At 47.5% G+C, this 26,149-nt stretch carries 29 protein-coding genes; 25 read left to right on the top strand and 4 right to left on the bottom strand.

Features of this window, described 5'->3' with window-relative positions; all coding sequences use genetic code 11:
- The first annotated feature begins 122 nt into the window (after positions 1-122).
- The 13 genes from ACPV3A_RS19785 (at position 123) to ACPV3A_RS19725 (ending at position 9,602) form a co-directional block, all read left to right on the top strand.
- Positions 123-869 (top strand): GNAT family N-acetyltransferase, encoded by a 747-nt coding sequence (locus ACPV3A_RS19785; protein WP_426200706.1) that lies wholly within the window; start codon positions 123-125, stop codon positions 867-869.
- 200 nt (positions 870-1,069) lie between these two features.
- Positions 1,070-1,378, top strand: coding sequence for a hypothetical protein (locus tag ACPV3A_RS19780; RefSeq protein ID WP_426200704.1), 309 nt, complete (start codon positions 1,070-1,072; stop codon positions 1,376-1,378).
- Positions 1,347-1,793: a hypothetical protein gene (locus tag ACPV3A_RS19775; protein WP_426200702.1), complete on the top strand. Its 447-nt coding sequence runs from the start codon at positions 1,347-1,349 to the stop codon at positions 1,791-1,793. The genes ACPV3A_RS19780 and ACPV3A_RS19775 overlap by 32 nt, the downstream gene beginning before the upstream one ends.
- Positions 1,794-1,808: 15 nt before the next feature.
- A complete protein-coding gene (locus ACPV3A_RS19770) occupies positions 1,809-2,288 on the top strand; it encodes a GNAT family N-acetyltransferase (RefSeq protein WP_426200700.1) in 480 nt (159 codons plus the stop codon).
- Positions 2,289-2,410: 122 nt separating this feature from the next.
- Positions 2,411-2,995 (top strand): GNAT family N-acetyltransferase, encoded by a 585-nt coding sequence (locus tag ACPV3A_RS19765; RefSeq protein WP_426200698.1) that lies wholly within the window; start codon positions 2,411-2,413, stop codon positions 2,993-2,995.
- Between the two features lie 269 nt (positions 2,996-3,264).
- Positions 3,265-3,963, top strand: coding sequence for a YjjG family noncanonical pyrimidine nucleotidase (locus ACPV3A_RS19760; protein ID WP_426200696.1), 699 nt, complete (start codon positions 3,265-3,267; stop codon positions 3,961-3,963).
- Positions 3,964-4,105: 142 nt separating this feature from the next.
- Positions 4,106-4,753, top strand: a complete 648-nt coding sequence (locus ACPV3A_RS19755; RefSeq protein ID WP_339218014.1) for an HAD family phosphatase — start codon at positions 4,106-4,108, stop codon at positions 4,751-4,753.
- A gap of 331 nt (positions 4,754-5,084) precedes the next feature.
- Complete coding sequence (locus ACPV3A_RS19750; protein WP_426200694.1) at positions 5,085-5,702, top strand: YqaA family protein; 618 nt, start codon at positions 5,085-5,087, stop codon at positions 5,700-5,702.
- Entirely contained in the window at positions 5,702-6,238 is a 537-nt protein-coding gene (locus ACPV3A_RS19745) for a phosphatase PAP2 family protein (RefSeq protein WP_426200692.1), read from the top strand. Before ACPV3A_RS19750 ends, ACPV3A_RS19745 begins: the two co-directional genes overlap by 1 nt.
- 22 nt (positions 6,239-6,260) lie before the next feature.
- On the top strand, positions 6,261-7,502 hold the full coding sequence (locus ACPV3A_RS19740; protein WP_426200690.1) for an MGDG synthase family glycosyltransferase: 1,242 nt from the start codon (positions 6,261-6,263) through the stop codon (positions 7,500-7,502).
- An 18-nt stretch (positions 7,503-7,520) separates the two neighbouring features.
- Positions 7,521-8,156 (top strand): DedA family protein, encoded by a 636-nt coding sequence (locus ACPV3A_RS19735; RefSeq protein ID WP_426200688.1) that lies wholly within the window; start codon positions 7,521-7,523, stop codon positions 8,154-8,156.
- A gap of 175 nt (positions 8,157-8,331) precedes the next feature.
- Positions 8,332-8,697: a glyoxalase superfamily protein gene (locus tag ACPV3A_RS19730; RefSeq protein WP_194543251.1), complete on the top strand. Its 366-nt coding sequence runs from the start codon at positions 8,332-8,334 to the stop codon at positions 8,695-8,697.
- Entirely contained in the window at positions 8,694-9,602 is a 909-nt protein-coding gene (locus ACPV3A_RS19725) for a hypothetical protein (RefSeq protein WP_194543250.1), read from the top strand. Before ACPV3A_RS19730 ends, ACPV3A_RS19725 begins: the two co-directional genes overlap by 4 nt.
- 116 nt (positions 9,603-9,718) lie before the next feature.
- On the opposite strand, the gene ACPV3A_RS19720 is transcribed toward ACPV3A_RS19725, so the two are convergent.
- Positions 9,719-11,146, bottom strand: coding sequence for a PLP-dependent aminotransferase family protein (locus tag ACPV3A_RS19720; RefSeq protein WP_426200685.1), 1,428 nt, complete (start codon positions 11,144-11,146; stop codon positions 9,719-9,721).
- Between the two features lie 113 nt (positions 11,147-11,259).
- On the opposite strand from ACPV3A_RS19720, the gene ACPV3A_RS19715 reads away from it, so the two are divergent.
- The 9 genes from ACPV3A_RS19715 to bshB2 all read left to right on the top strand — a co-directional run bounded on the left by ACPV3A_RS19715 (position 11,260) and on the right by bshB2 (position 18,793).
- Complete coding sequence (locus tag ACPV3A_RS19715; protein ID WP_426200683.1) at positions 11,260-12,240, top strand: aldo/keto reductase; 981 nt, start codon at positions 11,260-11,262, stop codon at positions 12,238-12,240.
- 60 nt (positions 12,241-12,300) lie between these two features.
- Complete coding sequence (locus tag ACPV3A_RS19710) at positions 12,301-12,825, top strand: YfiT family bacillithiol transferase (protein ID WP_194543247.1); 525 nt, start codon at positions 12,301-12,303, stop codon at positions 12,823-12,825.
- Positions 12,826-12,983: 158 nt separating this feature from the next.
- Complete coding sequence (locus tag ACPV3A_RS19705) at positions 12,984-13,985, top strand: Gfo/Idh/MocA family protein (protein WP_194543246.1); 1,002 nt, start codon at positions 12,984-12,986, stop codon at positions 13,983-13,985.
- Between the two features lie 22 nt (positions 13,986-14,007).
- A complete protein-coding gene (locus ACPV3A_RS19700) occupies positions 14,008-14,955 on the top strand; it encodes an AraC family transcriptional regulator (protein ID WP_194543245.1) in 948 nt (315 codons plus the stop codon).
- 14 nt (positions 14,956-14,969) lie between these two features.
- On the top strand, positions 14,970-16,058 hold the full coding sequence (locus ACPV3A_RS19695) for a Gfo/Idh/MocA family protein (protein ID WP_426200679.1): 1,089 nt from the start codon (positions 14,970-14,972) through the stop codon (positions 16,056-16,058).
- Positions 16,059-16,246: 188 nt separating this feature from the next.
- A complete protein-coding gene (locus ACPV3A_RS19690; protein ID WP_426200677.1) occupies positions 16,247-17,041 on the top strand; it encodes a helix-turn-helix transcriptional regulator in 795 nt (264 codons plus the stop codon).
- A gap of 134 nt (positions 17,042-17,175) precedes the next feature.
- Positions 17,176-17,667, top strand: coding sequence for a DUF523 domain-containing protein (locus ACPV3A_RS19685; RefSeq protein WP_194543243.1), 492 nt, complete (start codon positions 17,176-17,178; stop codon positions 17,665-17,667).
- A 102-nt stretch (positions 17,668-17,769) separates the two neighbouring features.
- A complete protein-coding gene (locus ACPV3A_RS19680) occupies positions 17,770-18,114 on the top strand; it encodes a YojF family protein (RefSeq protein ID WP_071218620.1) in 345 nt (114 codons plus the stop codon).
- 22 nt (positions 18,115-18,136) lie between these two features.
- Positions 18,137-18,793: a bacillithiol biosynthesis deacetylase BshB2 gene (bshB2, locus tag ACPV3A_RS19675; protein WP_113061801.1), complete on the top strand. Its 657-nt coding sequence runs from the start codon at positions 18,137-18,139 to the stop codon at positions 18,791-18,793.
- A gap of 160 nt (positions 18,794-18,953) precedes the next feature.
- On the opposite strand, the gene cdaS is transcribed toward bshB2, so the two are convergent.
- Positions 18,954-19,571, bottom strand: a complete 618-nt coding sequence (gene cdaS / locus ACPV3A_RS19670; RefSeq protein ID WP_194543242.1) for a sporulation-specific diadenylate cyclase CdaS — start codon at positions 19,569-19,571, stop codon at positions 18,954-18,956.
- A gap of 249 nt (positions 19,572-19,820) precedes the next feature.
- Here cdaS and ACPV3A_RS19665 point away from each other — a divergent pair, with 249 nt between their 5' ends.
- The 3 genes from ACPV3A_RS19665 (at position 19,821) to ACPV3A_RS19655 (ending at position 23,735) form a co-directional block, all read left to right on the top strand.
- Positions 19,821-21,659: an assimilatory sulfite reductase (NADPH) flavoprotein subunit gene (locus ACPV3A_RS19665; protein ID WP_426200673.1), complete on the top strand. Its 1,839-nt coding sequence runs from the start codon at positions 19,821-19,823 to the stop codon at positions 21,657-21,659.
- 36 nt (positions 21,660-21,695) lie between these two features.
- Positions 21,696-23,420, top strand: coding sequence for an assimilatory sulfite reductase (NADPH) hemoprotein subunit (cysI, locus tag ACPV3A_RS19660; RefSeq protein WP_194543240.1), 1,725 nt, complete (start codon positions 21,696-21,698; stop codon positions 23,418-23,420).
- Positions 23,421-23,501: 81 nt separating this feature from the next.
- Positions 23,502-23,735, top strand: coding sequence for a sigma factor (locus tag ACPV3A_RS19655; protein WP_426200671.1), 234 nt, complete (start codon positions 23,502-23,504; stop codon positions 23,733-23,735).
- 91 nt (positions 23,736-23,826) lie between these two features.
- Here the strand turns inward: ACPV3A_RS19655 and ACPV3A_RS19650 are convergent, their stop codons facing one another.
- Positions 23,827-25,032 (bottom strand): MFS transporter, encoded by a 1,206-nt coding sequence (locus ACPV3A_RS19650; protein WP_339294162.1) that lies wholly within the window; start codon positions 25,030-25,032, stop codon positions 23,827-23,829.
- A 234-nt stretch (positions 25,033-25,266) separates the two neighbouring features.
- Entirely contained in the window at positions 25,267-26,139 is an 873-nt protein-coding gene (locus ACPV3A_RS19645; RefSeq protein ID WP_426200668.1) for a LysR family transcriptional regulator, read from the bottom strand.
- Positions 26,140-26,149: the final 10 nt, after the last annotated feature.

Here is a 26,149-nt window from a genome sequence, read left to right as displayed (position 1 = left end):
ATTCCACTAACGAAACAGGGTGAACGGTCTGGTTCAGAGTAAGGAATAATACATTTTATTTATTGAATAAAAATGCATACTAACGTATATTTATTCCTAACATATTTGTAGGAGTGATTTACGTGCATAAGAGAATCGAGGAGCTTACCTTAAACGCTTGGCCAGCGCTCCAAACCTTGACACAACAGGGATGGTTGTTACGATTTGCAGACGGCTATACCAAGAGATCCAACTCAATTCAAGCTCTCTATACGGAGTCTTCGATCGACCTTAATAGCCAGATTGAACAATGTGAGCGTTTATATGTTAAGGCCGGACTTGACGTCGTATTTAAAATCACACCATTCAATCCGCAGGAACTCGATCCTATTTTAGAATCCAGGGGTTATACCCTTTTGGATCCTACCAGTCTTCGAGTATTGGCTCACTTGGATGATATGGAGTCCCCATCCCATAAGGAAGTTCAGATCGAAGACAAGCTGACCGATGAATGGCTGGATGTGCTTGCGGACTTAACCGGAATATCTGAGAAGAACAAGGCTGTAAAAAGAAAGCTGTTTAACTATTCCGTGATACAATATGGATTCTTCATCCTATATCATCGTACTGAACCTGTAGCATGCGGAATTGGTGCTTTGGAGCAGGGCTATGTAGGAATATATGATTTGGTTACCGCTCCGGCCTGTCGAAATCGTGGGTACGGCAAACAGTTAATGTTACATATTCTGCATTGGGCCAAGAAACATGGAGCTACAAGCAGCTATTTACAGGTGGTACAGAATAATTTTGCCGCAAGCCGATTGTACGATCGTCTTCAGTACAAAGAGATCTATTCCTATTGGTACAGGTACAAGCATATCGAAGGATAAGCAGATACAGCCATAATCATGGATGTTCATAAGTCTGCTGCTTACTTGAACAAAGGGTTACTCAATCTGTGGAACGGTTGTATAATCATGGAAGATGACTGAGCGGATGCCCCGACTTTAGATGATGTTATCTAAGTAGGGGTCTTTATAGCTTACGAACTCTTATTTGGCTGCAGATAAAGACATGAAGGTTACTTATTATGCGAAAAGTTGGTGTATCCATGTTTGATTTATCGTCGAAATATTATGACGTGATTTACAGCTTTAAGGATTATGAGCAGGAGGCGCAGCAGGTCCGGCAATATATTAGAAGACAGGGTAAGGATTACCGGACTGTACTCGACGTTGCCTGTGGAACCGCGGAACACGCCTTTTTCTTAAAGCAGCACTATACGATCGATGGTATCGATTTAAATCCGGGAATTCGTTTCGATCGCGAAGTCGAAAAATCCGGATGGTCATTATTCGGTTGCCGACATGACCCGTTTTCGCTTGGACCGGAAATATGATGTGATCCTCTGTCTGTTCAGCTCCATCGGGTATGTGAAAACGCTGGAAATGTTGGTGCAGACCCTAACGCAGTTTAAGGAGCATCTGAACGAGGAGGGTGTCATTCTGGTTGAGCCGTGGCTGACACCGGATGTCTGGACCACCGGAAGAGTGGACACGATCATGACCGAGCATCGCGGGATCCATATGAGCAGGATGTCCCATTCGGACCGCGAAGGCGATATTTCGATCATGAAAATGGAGTATTTGTTTGGAAGCGAGCATGGTATCGAGCATTATACGGAGGAGCATCGCTTGGGGCTCTTTACCGTGAAAGAGATGATCGAGGCATTCCAGGAAGCGGGCCTTCGCGTGGAGCACGATCCGGAAGGCTTGATTGGAAGAGGTATGTATATTGCACGAAATGTGAAGTAAGGAGGACCTTGTATTATGTACATCCATAGGCCGCTGGCTGACGAGGATTTATCAACGATATGCAGCTTTCCTCAGACGCCGGAGGAGCTGTTTTATGTGAGTCCCAGATCGGACTTCCCTTGGACGCCGGAGCAAGTCTTGAGTTTGCTGGAAAATCGATATGATCCCACGGTTATTGTTGAAGAATCTAGTGGGCAGGTAGTGGCTTACGCAAATTTTTACGAGGATATTGATCAATCTCTGTGGCTTGGCAATGTTATTGTTGCTCCGTCGCATAGGGGAATGGGAGCCGCACAGAAGCTGTTACAGACCATGATGGATATAGCCAAAGAGAAATATGGAATGACTCGCTTTTATCTTAGCTGCCATAATACCAATTCCAGAGGGCTTGTTTTTTATCATAAACTTGGTTTTGAGCCCTACGATGTCCGTATTACGACGCTAGATGATGACCGGAAGATGATTACCATTCAGATGAGGCTGAATTTGGTCTGAGCTGGAAGGAAATATTCAAAGCCTCTCAATTGTTGAGCCTGATGATACTTATACTCGGGCCGGTCAATTGATGCCATCGTCATGGGCCAGGCAACATAAGCAAATCAATACAGGAGGCTAAATTGAACCACAAGATAAATATCGATGCTCAAGAAATACCCTTTATAATTGAATGTGAGGACATCCTGCTCAGGGAATATATGGTGAAAGATGTTGATGCGATCTTTAAGATCACGCATGAACCGGAGATCAGACAGTTCCTGCCCGGTTGGGATGTACCCAGGGAACAGCGGCTTGAATGGTTAACCAACTATGAAATTGTGGAGAATCGGCAGTTCTTGCAGGCTGTTCAAAACGGCGGGGATGTGGGACAGCTTCGTCTGCGACTAGCCATGGTCTTGAAAGCAACAGACGAATGTATCGGCTGGTGCAATACAGGTCCTAAAGAGGAGCTGCCCCAGCCCAATCGAGAAATTATGTACGGAATCTCGAATCAGCATTACAATAAGGGATATACCACCCAAGCTGTAAGGGCATTAATCCAGTTTTTGTTCCAAAATACAAGCGAGCGCGAGCTGAGTGCATTAGCCGTTCTTCATAATCATGCCTCCAATAAAGTGATCCAAAAATGCGGGTTTAAGTATGTGGGCGAAATTGAGCTTGAGCAGGAGCGGCATCATCTCTATAAACTCCGAAGAGAGAGTTAAGGAGGTATTATGAAACAGCTTGCTTTGGGTGCAGGGTTCTTTATTTTGATCGAATTGCTTCTATTTATGCTCTTCGGAGTAGACGAATGGGTCATGATAATACTGGCAGTAGGGGTAATCATTACATTGTTATTGTTAATACTTGTTCGTCTAACGGAGCTGGTAAAGAGTAACAGGGATCGTCTAAAGCACCAACAAAGGCAGAAGATTCGGGAATTGAATCAACAATCCAGATTGGAATAAGTAAGCAGCATGTAAGGAGGGCAGCTGTGCGTTACAACGTTATTTTATTTGATGCAGATGAAACCTTATACGACTATGCCAAGTCGGAGGCTTTTGCGTTATCCGGCGTATTTGGCGAAATTGGTCAGGAGTGCACGGATGCCATCGTAGACAGCTACAGACGCATTAATCAGCAGTTGTGGAGTGATTTTGAGCAGGGGAAGGTTACACAGCGTGAATTGCGTACAGCCAGATTTGAGCGTTTGTTGGCAGAACACGGCATTACGTGCGCCTTGGATGCCGATGCCTTTAGCGATGTTTACATAAAATATTTAGGGCAAGGCTCCTTCCTAATGGAAGGGGCGCAAGAGCTGTGCAGACAACTGACCGAGCGCGGTCAACGAATGGCGATCATTTCGAACGGAATAGAGGAGGTGCAGTTTAACCGTATTAGCCGATCGGCGTTATGCGATTCCTTTGAATGCATCATTGTTTCAGAGGATGCAGGGTCCCAAAAGCCTCATGAAGGCATATTCGATTATGCCTTTGATAAGTTGAACCATCCCGACAAGAGCGAGGTTCTTATTGTTGGTGATTCATTAACTTCCGATATACAAGGAGGTATTCGTTACGGGATCGACACCTGCTGGTATAACCCGCTGCGCAAGGCAAACCCGACAGCCATTCAACCTAAATATGAGATTCATTCCCTTATGGAGCTGCACGATATCATTTCATTTGCGTGATCTCTTTGTATCCTGCACCCGATGCGGCTTCGTAGAAGTATTCAATCCCGATGTCCTCAGAGGCCATAAATCCGGAGTGCTGGGAACGGTACTCGATATAATCTGGCGTTAACTAAAAACATTTCATCAAAGGAGTTTGAACATGATACAGGCATTTATTTTTGACATGGATGGGGTTATTATTGACAGTGAACCGCTTCACTTTGAAGTCGATATTCAGGTGATGAACTACTACGGATCGGCGATAACCCATGAACAGCTGGAGCAGTATGTAGGTATGACCAATCCGGAGATGTGGGCAGCCATTAAGGATGAACATCAGCTTACCCAATCCGTTTCGGAAATCATTGAATACCAATTGTCCAATAAAATTGAAATGCTTACTTCCCGGGAAATGGAGCCTATTGATGGCATACGGGAGCTCCTTGCGGAGCTTAAAGCACGTAATATACCGGCGGCTATAGCATCTTCATCGCCACCTGTATTTATTTCAGCCGTTTTGCGTAAGTTTGATCTCCTGGATCATTTTCAATGCGTTGTGAGCGGTGAAGAAGTGGAGAAGGGAAAACCGGCGCCGGATGTATATCTGAAGGCGGCTGAATTGCTCGGTGTGGATCCGGAGCATTGCATGGTGCTTGAGGATGCAAGGCACGGCGTTGCAGCAGCGAAGGCGGCTGGCATGAAATGCATCGGCTTCGTGAACCCGAATTCGGGGAATCAGGACTTATCGCAGGCCGATCATGTGGTGAACTCGGTCCGAGAAGTCCCGCAAATTTGTCAATTTGAATAGCACATGGTCTTAGAACTTGGCAGCCTGGCCGCGCATTGCGGCTAAGCTGTTTTTTTGTTTTTGGTCCAAATGGTTATAAACTCAACTTATTGATCATAAAACTCGTTTATACTATATCTACTATATTATATCTACTATTAGTATCTAGACCTAAGTCTAGGTTCATTATCGTCTGAAGACGGAAGTCATCCTTTCCCAATCATGATATCCTTTCATTAACATGATTTCGGAGAGGAATGTGAACGGATGAATTTGATTTTAAATGTAACCAACGATATCGCACAGCATACGGGCTGCCAAGTAGGAAGCCTCGCAGAGGAGACAAGGCCAGATGGATTTTTTACGTAATTTAGGCGATATCGGATTATTTATTCATGCTATGATCGATGCGATTATTTTTCCGATTCCGGCTCTTTTCTCGCAATTGTCTTTAAGTGCAATGAGTCCAGACCGTGCGATCTGGCTTGCCACGATCGGATTTGTCGGCTGCCTGATCGGAACGCCGATTGGTTATGGAATCGGCAAGGTTTCCGGAAATTTGGTCTTAACCAAGATCATGAAGAAAAAATGGTACGATTCGGCCACCACATTGTTCACCAAGCATGGGGAAGCCGCTATTCTTGTCGGTGCGTTTACGCCGATTCCGTTCAAAATCTTCACCATCCTCTCCGGTTGTATGAGTTATCCTTTATGGAAACTACTCAGTTACGCAGCCCTCGGGCGTGCCGTGAAGTTCTATACCGTAGGTATCCTGTTCTACGTGTACGGGCGTGCTGCAGAGCATATGGTGGACGGCGTACTTACGATCATTCTACTGTCTGTAGGTGCTCTCATAGGAGGGATCTGGCTGACGGTGCGTTTTATCAAGAACCGCAAGAAGAAACGTGCGGAAGTCCCTGTTGTGCAGGGTCCACAAGAATCAACGGATGTAACGGCAGGTGAAGAGTAATGATAAAGCGATTGCGAAGATTTGATCATCGGGTATTCGTCTGGTGTAACCAGACCATCAGCAACAGAGCTTTTGATCGGTTGTTCGGAGGTATCACCCATCTCGGTGGAGCCACCTTCACGATTCTGAGTGCACTGCTCATCGCCTGGGCAGCATTTGAAGCATGGGACATAACGGCATATCAGAGTGCCATTGCTTTAACCGTTAGCCATCTGATTGTTGTCCTCATCAAGAAGATCGTCAGAAGAGATCGCCCATTCCGGGTTCTGGAGCAGGTGAAAATTGGAAATTTCCCATTGAAGGACTATTCATTCCCGTCAGGACATACCACAGCGATCTTTGCCGTGATTACGCCACTGCTCTTTCTGGTATCGCCGCTGCCGACGATACTGCTGCTTATCCTGGCTGTGCTGGTCGGTCTATCCCGTATTTATTGGGGATATCATTACCCGACGGATTGTCTCGCAGGCAGTCTGATTGGATTCGGTTCAGGATGGCTGGTCGTTTACCTGATGCATGTCATTGGAATCACATAACGTTAGATAAGGAGTAATATTCATGAGATCCATATATGAGCAAAAAATCATCATATTAACCGGAAGTCTGGGAGAGGGTCACAACCAGGCATCAAAGGCCATTGTGGAATCAGCAAAAAGAAACTACCCTCATCTGCGCGTTAAAGTCATTGATTATATGGAGTTAACCCATCCGCGGCTGCATGTGGCCGGTCAGTTTTTCTTTATGCAGTGGATGAAGCATTTCCCATCCGTTTACGGCTATTTATTCCAAAAAACGCGCGAGGAAAACACGCTCATCCATATGCTGAAACGCTTCAGCACCTTCAGTCTTCACAAGCTCAGCACGATGCTGGAAACGGAAAATCCGGCTATCGTGGTCAGCACGTTTCCGCCGGCAGCAGCAGGGATGTCTCTGCTGAAAGGGATGGGCTTTACCAATGTACCGACGGCAACCGTCATGACGGACCATACGGATCACAGCTACTGGATACACGCTCATACGGATTATTACATGGTTGGTTCCGATGTGGTACAGGTTGCGTTGGAGCGCAAAGGCGTGCCAAGCGAAAAGATTTCTGTAACCGGCATCCCCGTCAATCCGCTATATAGTCAGCCAATGAATCCCGGACGGCTCCGAACTCATTATGGCTTGCGTCCATCCGAGCAGGTTGTGTTGATCATGGGCGGCGGAGAAGGGATGATCGATAAAGAAATTATCGAGCTCTTGAAATCGAGGGCATACCCAGAGGATGTTCGGTTTATGGTCGTGTGCGGCCGTAATATGAAGTTATATCAAGCACTGCTGGAGGAGTTTGCTGGTCATCCGCAAATCACTGTTATGGGTTATGTGGATCGCATGCATGAATTGATGGCGATAGCGGACCTGATGGTGACAAAACCGGGAGGACTCACGATTTCCGAGGCGTTAACGATGGAGCGGCCGATGCTGTTAGTAAAACCCTTGCCAGGCCAAGAGCAGGATAATGCGGATTATCTGGTGGGAATAGGCGTGGCACGGCAGGCCATGGCCGGTGAATTGAAGCAACAACTGCTGACATTAATTAAGAGTCCGTCCTTGTTGCGAGAGATGAAACGACAGGCCGCCTTGAACACGCATAAAGATTCGGCTTTGCTGGTCCTGACAAGACTGATGGATATACAGCAGAATCAGCGCTTTTCCCGTGAATGGTCTGAAGAGGTGAATCCGGTGCCCTACGAGGTCCTGAACAGAGAAGTTTATGTGAATGAAACGCTACAACATTACTATGACAGTTATCGGTAAGATGAAGGAGTTTTCCCCATGAATTTGTTTGAATTGGTTGAGCAGTTATTTGAACAATATGGTTATCTAGTGTTATTGATTGGGCTCCCCCTTGATTTTATTGCTCTTCCAATTCCTCCTGGAAACAGCACATTGACCTATACCGGTTTTTTAACTTATAAAGGAATTATCGATATGGTTCCTGCAGTTGGATCTGCTTTTATGGGAGCGGCCATGGGGTTAACCATTACCTATATTCTGGGATACAAACTCGGGATGCCGCTTATCGAGCGATATGGAAAATGGCTGTTTATCAAGCCGTCCCTTGTAGAGAAGACGCAGGTCTATTACAACAAGTATGGAAATAAGCTGCTCATTATATGTTTTTTCATACCCGGGGTCAGGCAGTTTATCGGGTATTTTATCGGCATGATTCGGGTTCCCTATCGGACGGTGTGGCTGTATGGATATACGGGCGTGGCTGCATGGGTATTGGCTTTTTTCAGCATTGGTTTTATATTCGGCGAGCAGTGGCAGTACATTCTGAACGTGGTGGAGCATTATTTGAAAGTGATCTTCATTTGCCTGGCCAGTTCAGTTGTCGTTTTGCTGGTGTGGAGTCGTATAAAACGCGAGAAGGCCAAGAAGTTAGCCAAAGTGACCAGAAATGAATAATGATAAATAAAATGAATACTTGCAAAAGATGGCCCAGCATTTTGGATGTATGGATCTGTGCTGGGTTTTTAGATTTAGGACGAGCCTGGCGGAATTTATGATATATTCTAAATAAGTCAACGGCAGCGCATACATAACGAGTTAGAAAAAATACGGGTGTAGTTAGGGGCAGACCATGAGCAAAGTCATACCTTTATTCAGAGTGTTCGATGAACCGAAGGCAAGGGAATTCTATATTCACTATCTTGGTTTTACTTTGGATTGGGAACACCGCTTTGATGAAACGGCACCGCTTTACATGCAAATATCAAAGGAATCGGTAACGATTCATTTGACGGAGCATTACGGTGACTGTTCCCCGGGAGCAGCCATTCGCGTGGAGATGGCGGGGATTGAGGGGTTTCACGAACAGCTGTTAAACCAGAACTATCCGTATTCCAGACCCGGGATAGAGATTGCGCCATGGAACAGCAAAGAGCTATGTGTCACAGATCCATTCGGCAACCGAATCACTTTCTACGAGGAGTTGGAACCCAAGTGAAGAAGCTAAACAGGATGCGATTTGAACAAGCCAGGCAATATATGCTGCACCGGGCCAGGGATCTTGAACGGTCATTGTTCCGGTATGATTTCGAGAACGGGTCGTTTACGGACGTGTTGACTGAGTTGGATAGCTATCAGAATGAGGACGGTGGATATGGTCATGGACTTGAGCCTGATCTTCGGTGCAGAGAGTCATCTGCTCTGGCAACAACCAGAGCGCTGGAGATTCTTCGCTTGAATCCAGATCATCCGGAGCGGAACGAACGGGTGATATCCGCTTTAAAGTATCTCGAGCATTCCTATGTGCCAGAACGGTCAGGGTGGGATATCATCCCTAAGGAAGCCGAGCAGTCTCCAAGGGCGATATGGTGGCAGTATGGTGCCTTCAAAGATCATTGGGGAAATCCGAATGCGGATATTATCGCCTATTTTATCGACGAGCGGGAGTTATACCCTTTGGAGTTTTTGGAATCAAGGATTGATTATGCTGTGAACTACCTGAAACAATCCAGCGATCTTCATGAAATGCATGAATTGTTTTGTTATTTGCGTTTGAACGAAAGATTGTCAACAGAACAGGCGTCCGAGATCGGAGAAACACTTGAGGTCTTCATGGATCATTGCATAAGCAGGGATCCTGGCAGCCGCGAGGGATACGGAGCAACGCCCCTCAGTATTATGGATTCGCCGGATTCGCCCTATTTTGCCAAATACCGCGAGCTTCTTCCGCTGGAACTGGATGAGCTTATAGGGAATCAAGGGGAAGATGGTGCCTGGGAGCCCAATTGGAGCTGGTACCAGTACGAAGAGGTATGGCCGTTGGCCAAGGAGGAATGGAAGGGCGTTCTGACATGGAATGCACTTCGGACGCTGCGTAATTTTGAACGGATTGAGGGAGTTTGACATCGAATCCCTGGATAAAACAGAGATGGCTCGGTTCCCATACAGCGGACGAGCCATTTTTTTAATATAGTTGTTGAAAGCATGAATCCATATAAAATCCATATCATGTCAAATATTCAAGTGAGTATCTTGCAAGAGGAAGCAAACAAGTAAAGTCGGCGTAATCCTTCCTCGATTTCTTCGGATGACAGGTTTCCATATCCTAACACGATACCGGTTGTACGGAGGGGGCTAGAGGATGAGATTCTGTAATTCGATACAGGCTCAACACGGAACCCGTAAGAAGCCGTGTCATTCCATGGAAGAAGGGCGTAGGGCTGTGGATGGAAAATAATCTGTAGATGCATTCCCGCATCATCGCCGAGAACGGAAATATCTGCTCCGAATAAGTGCTGAAGCTGCTCCGTCATGACATTGCGCCGTTTCTTGTACATTTTCTTCATCGTATGGATATGCCGTTCCAGATACCCATCCAACATGAATTGGCTTAATGCTTTTTGAATGATGTACGGAGTATGTAAATTCAATTTATCTTTCATTTCGGCAATGGTATCGGTTAGACTCGGTGGTACAATCATAAATCCGATCCGAAGGCTGGGCGACAGCGTTTTGCTGAATGTTCCTACATAGATAACCCTTGAAGGCGACAGCGTCTGTAGAGGAGGCACAGGGATCCCTCGAAGCCGGAACTCGCTGTCATAATCATCCTCGATAGCGAAAGAGTCGGCTTCCTCCAGCATCCCTATGATCTGATGTCTCCGCTGAATGGATAATACGCTGCCGGTTGGAAACTGATGTGATGGCGTTAATAAAACCAGATGACCTGGAGCGATACTCGACAAGGCGTCGACGCGCATTCCGCTATGATCAACCTCGACCGGAACAAGATTATAGTTCATCGTCTGAAAAATATCCCGGGTAATATCGATTGTTGGGTCTTCGATATAGATGGAATGAAACTTGGAAGATAACGATTTGGCAAGGAGAAGGAACCCTTCAGTGGCACCGGACACAATCACAATTTGTTCGGGTGAGCATTGGATGCCTTTAGCCCGGAATACATAGTCGCAGATGGCAGAGCGCAGCGTCGAATCCCCTTTGATGTGACCGTAATCATGGTCTTCATATTCGGAAGATTCAGAGGCTGCTTTCAAATACTTGGCCCAGATGTGTCGTGGAAACATGTTGCGATCGGGAACGCCCGTGGCAAAATCAATGACGTGTTCATGCTGAGTGGTTGTCTGCCCCTGGAACGGCTGCTTGCTCGAAGAGGGAGCGGTACGCGGATTGGGAACGGGGATGATACCTTCCGCTACATAGGTGCCGGAGCCTACACGCCCCTCCAGATATCCTTCAGCCGTCAGCTGCTCATATACCTCAATGACGACATTGCGCGCAATCCCCCATTCTTTTGCCAGAACGCGCGTAGGAAACAGACGAGTTCCGGCTGTCAGTTGTCCCGATTCGATGATCCTTCGCAGCTGCTGACATATCTGACGGGTTACCGTCAGTTTAGATTCACGATCGATCTGAATGCCGTACACCGTATCCCTCCTCTAATTGGTTCCTCCAAATTCGTTATCATTGGATCTCATCAGAGACCATTCTCCTTATTATAATGATGACGAACTGATTCGAAAAGGGAGGAAATATAACAATGAAACGAATGTTAGGCAGATCGCAAATATCGGTAAGTCCGCTCGGTCTGGGCTGCTGGGCCATAGGCGGGAAATTTACATTTGACGGCTTGGCGGGTGGGTGGGGAGAGGGGAATGAACGCGAATCCATAGCGGGGATTCACGCTGCGTTGGAACGGGGCGTTAACTTTTTTGATACTGCAGATGTATACGGAACGGGCCATAGTGAACGGGTCCTGGGCCAAGCGTTAAAGGGAAGGCGGCAGGATGCGGTGATTGCCACCAAATTCGGTTTTACGTATGATGAGTCAACAAAGGAGGTTTTCACTCGTCACAATGTTTCAGCGGATTATGTCCGCAGCGCTTGCGAGCGATCACTTCAACGCCTGGACACTGATTATATCGATGTCTATCAAATTCATGTAGGCGGATTAAGTCTTGGCGAGGTGGAGTCGGTGATTGTTACCTTGAACGGTCTTCGTCAAGATGGGCTGATCCGAACATATGGCTGGAGTACATGGGATGTGGCCAATGCCGAATGGTTTGCTCGAAAATCGGAAGCCGCGGCAATTCAACATGTGCTGAATGTTCTCAGTGACGACAAGGAGATGCTTGCCCTCTGTGAGCGTTACGGTTTAGCAAGCATCAATAATACACCTTTGGCTATGGGGCTCTTAAGCGGGAAATTCAACCATGACTCCAGGTTCAGTGATCAAGATGTAAGGGGGAGCGGTCACGATTGGGTTTCCTATTTCAAGGATGGTAAACCGGTACCATCGTTTCTGGCTAAACTTGAGGCGGTTCGAGAGATTTTAACCAGTGAAGATCGGACTTTGGTGCAAGGGGCGCTGGCATGGATTTTGGGGAGAAGCCACGTCGCGATCCCGATTCCGGGTTTTAAAACGAGGAAGCAAGTGGAGGAATTGACTGGGGCCGCTCTTTTCGGACCACTATCGGACGGTCAAATAAACGAAATTGAAGATATAATGGGCTCGTTGTAAAATGCTATTATCATTACTATACGAATGATTCAAAAAATGATGGTCAAGGAGTGAGGGAACATGGACTTGAGATACCCGATAGGACAATTTGAATGGGAAGGGCCATCGACGCCTGAACAGAGGGAGCTCTGGATTCAAGAGATTAAGAGCCTGCCGGAGAAACTGAGGGCTGCCGTGCAGGGGCTAAGCCAGGAACAGCTGGATTTATCATATCGAGATGGAGGCTGGAGCATCCGACAGGTCGTTCACCATCTGGCCGACAGTCATATGAACAGCTATATCCGGTTCAAACTTGCTTTGACGGAAGACAACCCAACGATTAAGCCTTATGACGAGCAGAAGTGGGCAGCCCTTGAGGATTCAATGACGGCGGATGTTGATGCTTCACTCGTTTTGATTGATGGCATACACGCCAGATGGGTCGCTTTATTAAACATCATGAATACCGAGGACTATCTCAGAACGTTCTATCACCCCGAGAACCAGCGAAAAACGAGCCTGGAATACGCAACGGGCATGTACGCCTGGCACGGTAAACATCATACTGCACATATCACAACTGCAAGAGAACGCTTGAAACTGTGAGTTTTCAGATGATTCTGCTCCGTCAACTGGCGGAGTTTTTGTTTGCCGTCATGTCGTGATATCTAACTTGATTGTCGCAATTTTACACTGTGAATCGGGCGGTTCGTGTGATAGATTAATGGCATGATGTCTTAATATTAGATACTGAGGTGACGAGAATGATTAGAATCGGAAAAATTAGTTATTGGCATGTACACGCGTGGGATTATACGAAACAAGCGCAGGAGCATCCGGATGCTCAAATCGTAGCGGTATGGGATGAGAACCCGGGGCGCGGAAGAGAAGCTGCAGAGAAGCAAGGCGTACCTTTTTATGAGTCCCTGGACGACATGCTGCAAAGTGACGATATCGATGCCGTGATCGTGGATGCTCCGACATCCATGCACAGAGAAGTCATGTTGAAAGCTGCGGCGGCAGGCAAACACATATTCACGGAAAAAGTAATTGCGGCCACCCTGCAAGAGGTCAACGATATCATCAATGCCGTGAATGAGCACCAGGTCAAATTAACGGTATCGCTACCGCGGCTGAATGACGGCTATACCTTGGCGATCCGCGAGGTATTGCAGCAAGAGCTGCTTGGCACCGTAACACTCGTTCGTGTACGCTTGTCTCATAATGGCGCGACTGCCGGTTGGCTGCCTGAGCATTTCTACAGCCTGGAGGAGTGCCGTGGAGGCGCATTAATTGATCTGGGATGCCATCCGATGTATTTGACACGCTTGTTCCTCGGTGAAGAAGCGGTTGATGTCCATGCGAATTTCGGATACATCACGGGTAAAGAGGTGGAAGACAACGCCGTTGCTACGCTTTCTACGGCTACGGGAGCTGTCGGTGTGGTTGAAGCCGGATTTGTAAACAACTTCTCGCCATTTACAATTGAAATTCATGGTACGGACGGAACGATTCTGTACGGAACGCCTGACGACAAACTTCTTATTCGTTCAACGAAAAAAGAAGAGTACAAGGATGCCTGGGTAGAGCTGCCGGTGCCTGCCAATCGTGCAAGTGCATTTGAGCAATGGATTTCCCATATTCAAGAAGATACCATTGCAGAGGAAAATATCGCATATGCGGTTGAATTAACCAAACTGATGGAAGCCTCCAACCGTTCGGCCAAAGAGCATCGCGCCATTCGTTTGGATGAACTGCAAGCATAAGATACAGGGATGATGCATCAGGATGAATAACCATTTTCCATACGAATTGATGAAAGATCGGCAGGATGCCTTGGAGCGACTTGACCTGAGAGTTTATTGGGGACGTTATGAGATCCGTGTTCTTCGGTTTCATCTCACCACCTTTCCGCCAGGAAAGATTGTCTCTTTCCATAAGCATGCGGAGTATGAATTTCATTTCATACCCCGCGGCAAGGGGAGCGTTATTATGGAAGAAGAGCCTTATGCGCTGCGGGAAGGCATGTTTTATCTAACAGGTCCGAATGTGCTTCATTATCAGGAGGCGGATGCAGCGGAGCCGATGGATGAATTATGTCTGCACGTGGACATTATTCCGCGCGATGAGGTATCCGATCATGAGAGTCCGGCACTGCCTCCTTCGGATCCATGGGAAATGGCGGAAGCCGATGACTGTATGGAGAAGCTGAGAGGATTACCGCTGAAGCCAACGATGGATATCCATCGTGCGATGCCTTATTTCCTTGAGGCTTATCAGGCTTCTCAAGAGAAGTATTCGGGTCTGTATACAACGATTAAGCAGTGCATTATTCAGATACTGCTGCGCGCTGTACGCGCATATGAATCCGAGCCATCGGAAGCGGAACTGCCTTCACGGGATATGAAGGCTTACCGCTATCAATTGGCACTGGAGTATATTCATGCGAACTCTTCGGGAGAGGTTGTATTGGATGACGTCGCGGAGAAGCTGCATATCAGCTCAAGACAGCTGCAGCGAATATTCAAGGAGCAAGCGGAAGGGCAGTCCTTCAGCGAAATACTGGAGCATGTCCGCCTTGAAGCCGTATGCAGGAAGCTGATCGATACCAATTGGTCGATTGATAAAATCGCAATACACGAAGGCTTCTCAAGCGGAAGTTATTTGCATACCGTATTTCGAAAGAGATATGGATATACGCCATCAACATATCGGGCAATGAATGTGAAATTGTAGGGGGAGTATCAGCCATGAGCAAAACCATTCGAATTGGAATTATTGGAAGCGGCGGCATTGCGGGGGAGCATGCAAAATATTATAAACAAATCGACGATGTGCAGATTGTCGCTGTAGCTGATATTTTACCCGGCAGAGCCGATCAATTTATTGAGCGCTGGGGGCTTCAGGGAGCGATCGGATTTGATGATCACCGCAGATTGTTGGATCTCGACCTGGATGGCGTGAGCATCTGTACGCCAAACGTTGCGCATTATAGCACCACGGTTGATGCGCTGTCAGCGGGCAAACACGTAATGCTCGAGAAACCGATGTCGGTCACGTTGGATGAAGCCATCGAGATGGTTCAGATTTCGAAAAAAACCGGGAATATGCTCAACGTCGGCTTCCAGCCGCGTTATGATCCGAATATGGGCATCATTAAGAATCTGATTCAAAAGGGCGAGCTAGGAAAAGTGTATTATGTGGAAACCGGAGGCGGCCGCCGCCGTGGAATGCCGGGTGGAACGTTTGTCCGGCAGGAGATTTCAGGGGCAGGCGCCATGGCGGACATTGGCTGTTATTCCTTGGACATGGCCCTGAACGCGCTTGGATATCCCAAGCCGTTAACGGTATCCGCGTATACATCGAATTATTTTGGAACAAATCCCAAATACCACTCCGAATCCAGTGCGTTTAATGTTGAGGATTTCGGCGTAGCGATGATTCGATTCGAAGGAGACCTTGTGCTTAACTTCAAAACGTCATGGGCTATGCATATGGATACCCTGGGGGCGACGATGTTCCTGGGCACGGATGCGGGCATGAAGATTACCCCGGCAGGTTCAGGCCCTTGGAGCGGTGTGTGGGACGGGAAGGTAGGATCAATCTCCATGTTCCATGATATCCAAGGTCATCATACCGAAAGCGCCATACCGCTGGTCCATCATGAGCTTAACGTATTCCAGGAGAAAATCAAGGATTTCGTAAGCGCTGTGCGTGAAGGCAAGCCGGCGCCGATCCCGGGAGAGCAGGTGCTTCGGAATCAAGCGATTCTGGACGGTATTTTGCGTTCTTCCCAGAGCAAAAAAGAGGTTGAGATTCATATTCCGAACTTGGATTGATAGTGAGAAAGCCGCGCTTGCAGCGCGGCTTTTTTATGTGCATGATTATACATGCGAGGTGATATTTTTAACATATAAAGCTTCCATTTTTTAGATGGATATGATAGTATGAATGCGAACAATTGTTCCTCGAACGTTTTGGAATGGCCCCATACATAATATCCGGAATGAAGGATGGTGCAGACCTGATGACTGATCGATATGCTGAAATCGATGAGGTAATCGCGTATATTCACAACAATATCTATGAGCCCCTTCCGTTATCAACACTGGCGAATTACATAGGATACAGCCCATATCATTTTTCACGTATATTTAAGGATCGAATCGGACTGCCACCATTATATTACGTGTCCTCGCTTCGTTTGGAGAAGGCGAAGGATTTGCTATTACATACACATCTGAGTATCCGGGATATCGCCATGGAGATCGGTCAGCAGAGTCTGGGCACATTTACGACACGCTTCACGGAAAGAGTAGGCGTGACCCCTTCCCAGTTTCGAAACTCGAAGGAAGAGGCGGACGAGCATTTGTCATCCCTGCAGAAACTGAACAGCTGGCGTGACTCCATACCGGTCGAGAATCCCAATCTGACAGTAGAAGGCACGATAGAGGCAATGGCTCCATTTCAGGGCGTCATCTTGATCGGGCTGTTTGCCAAGCCGATTCCCGAAGGGCTTCCGTTATACGGAACTTTGTTATCTTCCGTCGGCTCGTTTCGGTTCGGCGACGTCAGTCCCGGAACGTATTATCTGATGGCTACTTCGGTACCATGGGGCATGCAGGCGGTCGATTTTTTGCTTCCGAAGTCTACCACACTGCGTACCCGTTCGAAGGAACCTATTATCGTTACCCCAAACGCTAAGACTCCGCATCTTCATGTAACTCTGCATGTTCCCCGGCTGGATGATCCGCCAATATTGATTTCTTTGCCATTATTAATGAATCACTTCCTCAAAAGGGTTGCTCCCATGATCCGTTAGATGAGGGATATGATCGGTGCCCTATGCATTTCGTTGACATTTGAGTTCCGATTCCTGATACTAAAATAAGTGCAAACGGCTTAGGCAGTAGTAGGTAGTAAAAAGGTAAGAACGAGAGATTTGAGGTGGCCTTTGTGATTGTTGTAAGCTCATGTTTAGCCGGTTTGAAGGTTCGTTATAACGCTACGGACAGCCTGGATACGAATATTCAGCAGCTGGTTGAAGCAAAGAAAGCCGTGGCCGTATGTCCCGAACTGCTTGGCGGATTCTCAACTCCACGGGAGCCGGCGGAGATCGTTGGAGGAAACGGAGATGATGTATTGGCAGGGCATGCTAGAGTGGTTGAGCTATCCGGGAAAGACGTGACCGAGATGTATATAAAAGGTGCATACCAAACGCTTCGAATGGCGCAAGAGCTCGGAGCTTTGCTGATCGTATTAAAAGAGAGCAGTCCTTCCTGCGGAAGCTCCATGATTTATAATGGAGAATTTGCCAATGAGAAAACAGCCGGTTATGGCGTGACAACGGCTCTGCTGCGCAAGGAAGGCTATACGGTTATTTCGGAGCATGAGCTTAATGCATATGCAGTACAACCGGAATACGCCACGCTTTTTACTGCGAGATAAATCATGCGTCTTGGTTTATGTATTTTCGTCCTGCTCTAAAATTATGATAGAATGATCCTATCGACTGCTTGCATGTTGTGATTCTTTATATTGGAGGGAACTATGGAACTCATAAATCAAACCGAAGTACAACAAATGATTGATAAATTGAAGGACCAGGATTTATATATTCATCTTGAGATGACGACAGGCGCTTATGCTGCCCATTATGACAGCACGAAGCATCCCGCGGCTAACTTTATTACGAATGCAATCATTCGTTACAGCCACGGTTCGATATCCGGCAATGGACCCTATCGGGTTGGATTGAAAATGAGTCAGGGTTGGGTATATACCGAAGGACTCACCCATTTCGAACAGACGGATACCGATCGGCTGATTATGGCAGGTCATGACAGTCAGGGCAAACTGGTTGTCGCTTTGCAGTTGAGCCGGGAGCCTTTTTAATAGAGAGAGGAGACGAGGATTGATGGAGCAAAACATACTGGTCGTATTGCCGCACCCGGATGATGAAGCATTTGGTTTGTCCGGTACGCTGGCTAAATATATTATGGAAGGCGCTCATGTTACCTATGCCTGCTTAACGCTTGGGGAGATGGGCCGTAATATGGGCATTCCACCGTTTGCGAACCGTATCACCCTTCCAACCATTCGCAAAGCAGAGCTGGAGGAATCCTGCAAAGCTATAGGCATACAGGATTTGAGATTGCTTGGTTTCCATGATAAAACGATTGAATTCGAGGATCAAAATAAGCTGGATAGCGTGATTGCCTCTCTGCTTCAGGAGATCAAGCCATCGCTGGTGTTCACGTTTTACCCTGGATATAGCGTCCACCCTGACCATGACGCAACGGGCGCGGCCGTAATCCGCACGATTCAGCGGATGCCGGCAGGAGATAGACCTGTCGTTCAATGTCTGGCATTCTCCAACAATTGTGAGCAAGAATTGGGTAAACCGGATGTTTATCAAGATGTATCCATGTTCATGGTACAGAAGCTGAACTCCATTCAAGCCCATCGCTCTCAATTCCAGGCAGCAGAGCTGCTAGGCAAGAAACAGATGAAGGCCAAGGAAGTGGAACAGCGCTTCGGTACGGAACGTTTCTGGACCTATACATTTGCATAAAATTCCCCCCATGGGATGATCCATAAAAAGAGCCGCAGAATCAGCATCTGCGGCTCTTTTGCATGGTTTGGAATCGAGTGCTTTGTTTGAAGATGACAGCCTTCAGGGAAGATTTCACTTCATTTGCTATCTAGGAGGCTCTACGATTAAGCATTAGATATTAGGGGCTGCTGATGGATAAAGGATAGAGGGTGCCCTTCATGCAGAAGGAGGTCTTGCCCGTCTCCTCCGATACAACGAGGACCAAGGCATCACTGATCTCGGACAAGCCAATGGCTGCACGGTGACGCGTGCCGAGCTTACGATCCCCATACGTTTTGGCTGTTAAAGGCAACACGTTCGCGGCGGAAATAATCATCTCTTTGCGTACAAGCACGGCTCCATCGTGCAGCGGGCTGTCTGGAACGAAGATGGATTCAAGCAGGGGACTTGTGATTTCTGCGGACAAGGGAATCCCTGGCGTCATTAACGAATCAAGTCCATCTTCCCGTTGAATCACAATGAGCGCACCCCGTTTTTTTTGACTGAGATGATATATGGATTTCGCGATTTCTTGATATTTGCTGGTGAAGGGGAAGAGAAAACAATTGAGATAATACGTAGAAGAAATCGATTCGGCTTCTAAAAATTTTGTTCTGACATGATCCAGCTCTCCCAGCAGACATGAACTGTCCTGGTCCAAATTGAGAATGATATGCTGTAATTGTCTTGTGATATCTGTGAGCTGTTCCTTCAATTTGTTTTTCAGCGGCGTAAAATTGCAATCATGATTTAACATCCGAAATCTTCCTCCTTATGATTGGTATCATTGCCATTCGGAGATATCGATATTCTCTATCGTAAACAGGGTCGGGTTTCGCTTGTAGTAAAGCCCGGAAAATCGATTTATTAGTAAAACTGATAAATGCTATAAGAACATTGTAATTGACCGGTTCAGGTAAGCTGTGATAGGTTCAGAGGAGTAATAAAATTAATTGTATCGTAATAGTAGGAATTAATAATGTGCGCTTTTGAGAGGTGGATATTGTTGGAACTTCAAGTAATGAACAGTCCTTTTAATCAGGAGCAGGTGGAACTGCTGAACCGCCTACTGCCTACACTGACGGAATCCCAGCGGACCTGGCTCAGCGGATTCATCGCTGCGTTACAGGGAACGGAAGCCGCAGCAGCAGTTGCGGCAGCACCACAAGCGAACACGTTAGCTGCTGTATCGGCACCGGTGGCGACGGCTACTAAAGAAGTCACAGTCCTGTACGGATCACAGACAGGCAATGGTCATGGATTATCGAAAAAGCTATCCAAGAAGCTCGAAGAGGTTGGCCTGCAGGTCACGATGTCTTCTATGAGCGATTTTAAACCCAATAATCTGAAGAAGTTGCAGAATCTCCTGATAATCGTCAGTACGCATGGAGAGGGAGAGCCGCCGGATAATGCTATACCATTCTATGAATTTCTGCACAGCAAGCGGGCACCTCAGGTAGACCATCTTCAATATTCCGTACTGGCGCTGGGGGATACCTCGTATGAATTTTTCTGCCAAACGGGTAAAGATTTCGACAAACGGCTCGAGGAATTGGGCGGCAAGCGGCTGACGCCAAGAGTCGATTGCGATGTGGACTTTGATGAGTCGGCTGCAGAATGGATGAATCAGGTTCTTCTATCGTTGAATGAAGCTGGAGCGGGATCATCCGTTGTCGAAAATGGGAGTGCGGTAGCCCTGAGCGATAGTACGGAATCGGAATTTTCGAGAAGCAATCCATTTCAAGCGGAAATTCTCGAGAACCTGAATTTGAACGGAAGAGGATCCGACCGTGAAACTCGTCATATCGAAATTTCTCTTGAAGGATCGAATCTGCAGTATGAGCCGGGCGACAGCTTAGGAGTCTATCCGGAAAACCATCCGCAGCTGGTGGATGACCTCATCGCTGCAATGGGATGGAATGCGGATGAAGTGGTCGTTATTAATAAACAAGGTGAAGCGCGAGCTCTTCGGGATGCCTTGCTCCGTCACTACGAGATTACCGTTCTCACGAAACCACTGATCGAGCAAGTGGTTAAAATGTCAGGGAATGAAGGTCTTCGGACATTGCTGGAGCCAGGTCATGAGCAAGAATTGCGCACTTATATCGAGGAACGGGATTTGCTTGATCTGGTACAGGATTATGGCCTGCAGCAAGTGGCGGCAAGCGATTTTGTATCCATACTGCGCAAAATTCCTGCTCGATTGTACTCGATTGCCAGCAGCTCCAAAGCCTTCCCTGATGAAGTTCATGTTACCGTTCGAACGGTGCGTTATGAAGCACATGGCCGCCGCCGCTACGGCGTATGCTCCGTGCAATTGGCGGAACGTCTGAAAGCGGGCGATACGCTGCCTGTATACATTCAGCATAATCCGAACTTTAAGCTGCCCGAGAATCCGGACACCCCGATCATTATGATCGGACCTGGTACAGGCGTGGCACCTTTCAGAGCCTTTCTGGGAGAACGGGAAGAGACGGGGGCAGAAGGAAAATCATGGTTGTTCTACGGAGACCAGCATTTCTCGACGGACTTCCTCTATCAGATTGAATGGCAGCGTTGGTTGAAGGATGGAGTATTGACGCGCATGGATGTTGCTTTCTCACGGGATACGGACAAAAAAGTATACGTACAGCACCGCATGCTGGAGAATAGCAAGGATCTATATCAGTGGCTCCAAGAAGGAGCTTGCGTCTATGTCTGCGGCGATGAGAAGAAGATGGCTCATGATGTGCATTCTGCGTTGGGGTCTATTCTCGAACAAGAAGGCCGGATGAGTCCGGAAGAAGCTGCGGAATATTTGACGCTCATGCAGCAACAGAAACGTTATCAGCGGGATGTGTATTAAGATCACCCCTGTGGTTGCGAGAGGAGAAAAAGGAACATGTCTGATAATAATCTAGTATCACCCCATAGTGCGCCGCATAGTGATGTTGAGGACATCAAGCGTCGAAGCAACTATCTGCGTGGCAGTCTTGTAGAGACCTTAGAGGATCGCATAACGGGGTCGATTCCGGAAGACGATAACCGGCTGATGAAATTTCACGGCAGTTATATGCAGGATGACCGGGATTTGCGTAACGAACGGCATAAGCAAAAGCTGGAACCCGCATACCAGTTCATGCTGCGTGTTCGCGCCGCTGGCGGCGTCGTGACTCCGGAGCAATGGCTGATGATGGACCGTGTAGCCCAAAAGTATGCCAACGGGACGATTCGCTTGACCACCCGCCAATCCTTTCAGCTTCATGGCGTATTGAAGTGGAATATGAAGAGCACCATTCAAGAAGTGAATGAAGCCATGCTTAGCACATTGGCTGCTTGCGGCGACGTCAACCGGAACGTGATGTGCAACCCGAACCCCTATCAATCCGAAATTCATTCGGAGGTATACGAATGGGCACGAATGCTTAGCAGTCATCTCGATCCGCGCTCGCGTGCGTATCATGAGATTTGGCTGGACGGCGAGAAGATTGTAGACAGCCTGCAAGAGGGAGAGGAGCAGGAGCCGATCTATGGCCCGGTGTACCTGCCGCGGAAATTTAAGATCGGTATGGCCGTGCCGCCATCCAATGATGTTGATGTATTTTCCCAAGACCTTGGCTTCATTGCCATCATTGAGGATGGACAATTGAAAGGCTTTAACGTTTCGGTAGGCGGTGGCATGGGGATGACGCATGGTGATTCGTTAACCTATCCTCAAGTGGCGAAAGTCATTGGTTTCTGCAAACCCGAGCAGATCGTTGACTTGGCCGAGAAGACGGTGATGATTCAACGTGATTACGGAGACCGCGCGGTGCGCAAGCATGCTCGTTTCAAATATACGATTGATGATCGCGGTATCGACTGGTTTGTCAACGAGCTGACCAGCCGTCTGGGCTGGAAGCTGGAGGAGGCAAAACCGTATCATTTTGATCATAACGGAGACCGCTACGGCTGGGTTAAAGGCAGCAATGGCAAATGGCATTTTACACTGTTCATCCAAAACGGACGTGTGAAAGACGAATCCGATTACCTGCTGATGACAGGGCTGCGCGAAATCGCTCAAATCCATAATGGAGACTTCCGTCTGACGGCCAATCAGAATCTGATCATTGCCAATGTCAGCAGCCATAAGAAGAAAAAGATTGAAGACCTCATCAAGCGTTACGGACTTACGGACGGTAATCATTATTCTGCCCTGAGACGAAATTCCATGGCATGCGTAGCTTTACCGACATGTGGATTGGCTATGGCCGAATCCGAGCGATATCTGCCGACGTTATTGGATAAAATCGATGTGATCCTGGAAGAGAACGGACTTCGCGAAGAGGATATCGTCATTCGAATGACTGGGTGCCCGAATGGGTGCGCCAGACCGATGCTGGCTGAAATCGCATTTATCGGAAAGGCGCCTGGCAAATATAACATGTACCTGGGTGGCGGTTTCTCCGGACACCGGCTGAACAAGCTGTATAAGGAAAACATCGGAGAGGCCGAGATTTTGGATTCCCTTCGTCCCCTCATGAAGCAATATGCACAAGAACGTGAGCAGGGCGAGCATTTCGGTGACTTTGTGATCCGGGCCGGCTATGTGAAGGAAGTGTTGGACGGACAACAATTTCACGCATAATGATACTCAATTATCAACAAACCGGAGTTCTTCTTGAGAAGAGCTTCGGTTTTTTTGTTTATAGCACTTTAGGAGATCATGATGGGCTCCCAAGCAGAGATGAAAAAGGTGGCACTGACGAAAACGGATGATGAGACCGATTTTTACCAGGCCATTATGGAACACAAGGAAACACTGATCCATATAGCTTACAGTTACTTGCGGAACCGATATGATGCGCTGGAAGCGGTTCAGGAGATGACGTGCAGAGCATGGGTCAAGCGTTCAACGCTAAAAGAAGGGAAGGCATTCAAAGCCTGGATCATCCGAGCCTGAAACAATAAGACGACATGACCGCCAGTTGCTACACGGTTTCTAGCTGAGTAAGAGCCGCCTCTTAAAATGTGAGGCGGCTCTTTTTTGTTGTTCATTGCTCCAATACGCCGGCCGTGCTCTTTCTCTTTTTAAATAATGGAAGCAGCAGAGCCGAACCAGTCAGGAACAAGAGTGTGCTAGCCGCATAAACGACGAACAGGGACAGCTGGTCTTTGAGCAATCCCCCGATCGACATGCCCAGCACCATCATTCCCATATAAATCGGGGTTAGGGCGCCGCCGACCCGACCAATATATGGCCCTTCCGTATTGTTTAGGATCATGGTGTTGATTCCAATGTGTATGGTGGGATAAAAGAATCCGTTAATCACTAGAAGGAGCATCGTAAAGATGACGCTGGTTGACCAGCCAATACCAAGGGTCCCGACGGCACTAACGCTCAGACCGAGTGCTAGTAAGGTTTGAGGGGGGATTTTCTTGGCAAATGCCATGACGAAGCCTCCTCCGACGAGCATCGCCGCTCCATTGACCGTTAACAGCCATTGCAAGAATGACTTATCCCGACCGAGGTTCTCAATCGTCACAAATATCGCGAGCGGCTGAATAAGTCCCGCTGCCAAGCCAGCCGCGGCGAAGGTCGCGGCAAGGGTTCGGAGCGTATGATTATTCCATACATAGCGAAGGCCTTCGATAAGCTCTTGTTTCAGGTTCTGCTGCTTGGATTGTGTCTCTTTCTGCATATCACGGGGCAGCAAAGTCAGAATCAATCCAGAACCCAGGAATAACGCTCCTGTTGCGACCAGCGATACTTCAATGCCGAACGTTTGATATACAAATGCACCGGCGATTGGGCCGATCACCGTAAAGAAGGCAACCATCGATTGAAACATGGCCATCACGGATTGCAGCTGTTCAGCGGGGACATGCTGTTTAAACAGCTTCATCGCTGAAGGCTGAGAGAATTGGGACAGGACGGCTGAGAAGAACGTAAGTACCAGTAATGCCTGCCACGACCCGTTATGAACGGCGATCAGCACGAGAAATACCGATATCGCAGACAATGCATCAGAACTGACCATGGTACGCTTAGGCCGCCAGCGGTCCGCGAAAGTACCTCCGATGAAGGCAAACAAGAAAATCGGCGCAAATTCGGCTACGGATATGAGGGATACATACATAGGATTATTGTCCGTCAAGTCGGTAACGTATAGAAGAATGGCAAAGTTACGAACCCAAATGCCAAGATTCAAGAGAACGCGTGACAAGACAATCGTTCGAACATAGGGGTTGTTAAGCAAAATAAAAGAGTCTCCTTTCGAGGTCTGTACTTTACAGATCGGATAGCGTAAAAACAAACGAATGCGCATTTCGTTGTTTTATACATAGACATAATAATATTTTGTTTATTAATAATCAATCATTTTTTTGTTTCATCTACATTTCTCTCGCAAAAAAACACCTCCTGCATTTGTTCATGAGCAGGAAGTGCCTTCAATAATCGAAATTGTATATGATTGGAATCTTGCTGTGTATTACGATTTTTCCGAAAAGTAATGAATGACGTCATCACGGAACTGACGAGCCGCTAAGGATAAATAGTGCTTCTCATGCCAGATAAGCCGATAGTGCCGTTTGCATTCGGGCTTCGCAATGGGCAGAAGCTTAAGCTTGGCGTCTTGGACATGAGAACATCCGAAGAGGGCAACACCAAGACCGGCACGAACCAGACTTGCAATAGCCGGAGGTTCGTCAACCCGGCATACATATCTGGGCGTAATTCCAGCCTCCTGAAAGAATGTATCGTTCATTTGCTGGAATATAAAATCTTCCTTGTAGCCGATAAAAGCTTCCTCCTTCAATTCATCCAAGTTAATGGACGTACGGTCAGCGAGCCTGTGCGCTTGGGGTACAGCCAAATACACATCCTCGCGAAGCACGGTCACTTGAGATAACAGGGGTTGCTCCATCGCCATCGAAGTAAAGCATAAATCGACCTGCCCCATTTCCATCATCTTCATCATGTCATCCGTTCCGACCTGGGATATTTGAAAATTAACGTCAGGGTGCTCCGCCAGAAACTGACTCAGCGGTTCGGATAACGGATCCAGGGTTGAGGTTGCCAGATGAATACTGCCATGATGAAGTCCTGCAAGTTCATTGATTTCTTTCTGGCCCTCCTCCAGCAAATGAAGTGCACGTTCAACTTTATCCAAATAGAGCTTCCCAAATGTATTCAATCGGATTCTCCCGCCATGACGATCAAACAACGGAACTCCGACATCCGCTTCCAACCTGGATATGGTTTTGCTTAAAGCAGGCTGTGCAATATGAAGCTCTTGAGCTGCTTTCGTCATGTGTTCCGTTCGGGCTACGGTTTGAAAATAACGCAGCTGCAGAAGTTCCATCCTTCATCCC

Source organism: Paenibacillus sp. Dod16 (genome assembly GCF_049893405.1).
Taxonomy (GTDB): domain Bacteria; phylum Bacillota; class Bacilli; order Paenibacillales; family Paenibacillaceae; genus Paenibacillus_AQ.
This window is presented reverse-complemented; position numbering and strand designations above follow the sequence as displayed.

What these genes read in the sequence shown, in the direction of transcription:
- ACPV3A_RS19645 (WP_426200668.1), bottom strand. Translation starts at nt 26,139, where the DNA reads ATGGAACTTCTGCAGCTGCGTTATTTTCAAACCGTAGCCCGAACGGAA.
- cysI (WP_194543240.1), top strand. Translation starts at nt 21,696, where the DNA reads ATGTCTGATAATAATCTAGTATCACCCCATAGTGCGCCGCATAGTGAT.
- ACPV3A_RS19695 (WP_426200679.1), top strand. Translation starts at nt 14,970, where the DNA reads ATGAGCAAAACCATTCGAATTGGAATTATTGGAAGCGGCGGCATTGCG.
- ACPV3A_RS19705 (WP_194543246.1), top strand. Translation starts at nt 12,984, where the DNA reads ATGATTAGAATCGGAAAAATTAGTTATTGGCATGTACACGCGTGGGAT.
- ACPV3A_RS19710 (WP_194543247.1), top strand. Translation starts at nt 12,301, where the DNA reads ATGGACTTGAGATACCCGATAGGACAATTTGAATGGGAAGGGCCATCG.
- ACPV3A_RS19750 (WP_426200694.1), top strand. Translation starts at nt 5,085, where the DNA reads ATGGATTTTTTACGTAATTTAGGCGATATCGGATTATTTATTCATGCT.
- cdaS (WP_194543242.1), bottom strand. Translation starts at nt 19,571, where the DNA reads ATGTTAAATCATGATTGCAATTTTACGCCGCTGAAAAACAAATTGAAG.
- ACPV3A_RS19730 (WP_194543251.1), top strand. Translation starts at nt 8,332, where the DNA reads ATGAGCAAAGTCATACCTTTATTCAGAGTGTTCGATGAACCGAAGGCA.
- ACPV3A_RS19700 (WP_194543245.1), top strand. Translation starts at nt 14,008, where the DNA reads ATGAATAACCATTTTCCATACGAATTGATGAAAGATCGGCAGGATGCC.
- ACPV3A_RS19715 (WP_426200683.1), top strand. Translation starts at nt 11,260, where the DNA reads ATGAAACGAATGTTAGGCAGATCGCAAATATCGGTAAGTCCGCTCGGT.
- ACPV3A_RS19775 (WP_426200702.1), top strand. Translation starts at nt 1,347, where the DNA reads ATGACCCGTTTTCGCTTGGACCGGAAATATGATGTGATCCTCTGTCTG.
- ACPV3A_RS19770 (WP_426200700.1), top strand. Translation starts at nt 1,809, where the DNA reads ATGTACATCCATAGGCCGCTGGCTGACGAGGATTTATCAACGATATGC.
- ACPV3A_RS19655 (WP_426200671.1), top strand. Translation starts at nt 23,502, where the DNA reads ATGGGCTCCCAAGCAGAGATGAAAAAGGTGGCACTGACGAAAACGGAT.
- ACPV3A_RS19755 (WP_339218014.1), top strand. Translation starts at nt 4,106, where the DNA reads ATGATACAGGCATTTATTTTTGACATGGATGGGGTTATTATTGACAGT.
- bshB2 (WP_113061801.1), top strand. Translation starts at nt 18,137, where the DNA reads ATGGAGCAAAACATACTGGTCGTATTGCCGCACCCGGATGATGAAGCA.
- ACPV3A_RS19690 (WP_426200677.1), top strand. Translation starts at nt 16,247, where the DNA reads ATGACTGATCGATATGCTGAAATCGATGAGGTAATCGCGTATATTCAC.
- ACPV3A_RS19780 (WP_426200704.1), top strand. Translation starts at nt 1,070, where the DNA reads ATGCGAAAAGTTGGTGTATCCATGTTTGATTTATCGTCGAAATATTAT.
- ACPV3A_RS19740 (WP_426200690.1), top strand. Translation starts at nt 6,261, where the DNA reads ATGAGATCCATATATGAGCAAAAAATCATCATATTAACCGGAAGTCTG.
- ACPV3A_RS19735 (WP_426200688.1), top strand. Translation starts at nt 7,521, where the DNA reads ATGAATTTGTTTGAATTGGTTGAGCAGTTATTTGAACAATATGGTTAT.
- ACPV3A_RS19745 (WP_426200692.1), top strand. Translation starts at nt 5,702, where the DNA reads ATGATAAAGCGATTGCGAAGATTTGATCATCGGGTATTCGTCTGGTGT.
- ACPV3A_RS19680 (WP_071218620.1), top strand. Translation starts at nt 17,770, where the DNA reads ATGGAACTCATAAATCAAACCGAAGTACAACAAATGATTGATAAATTG.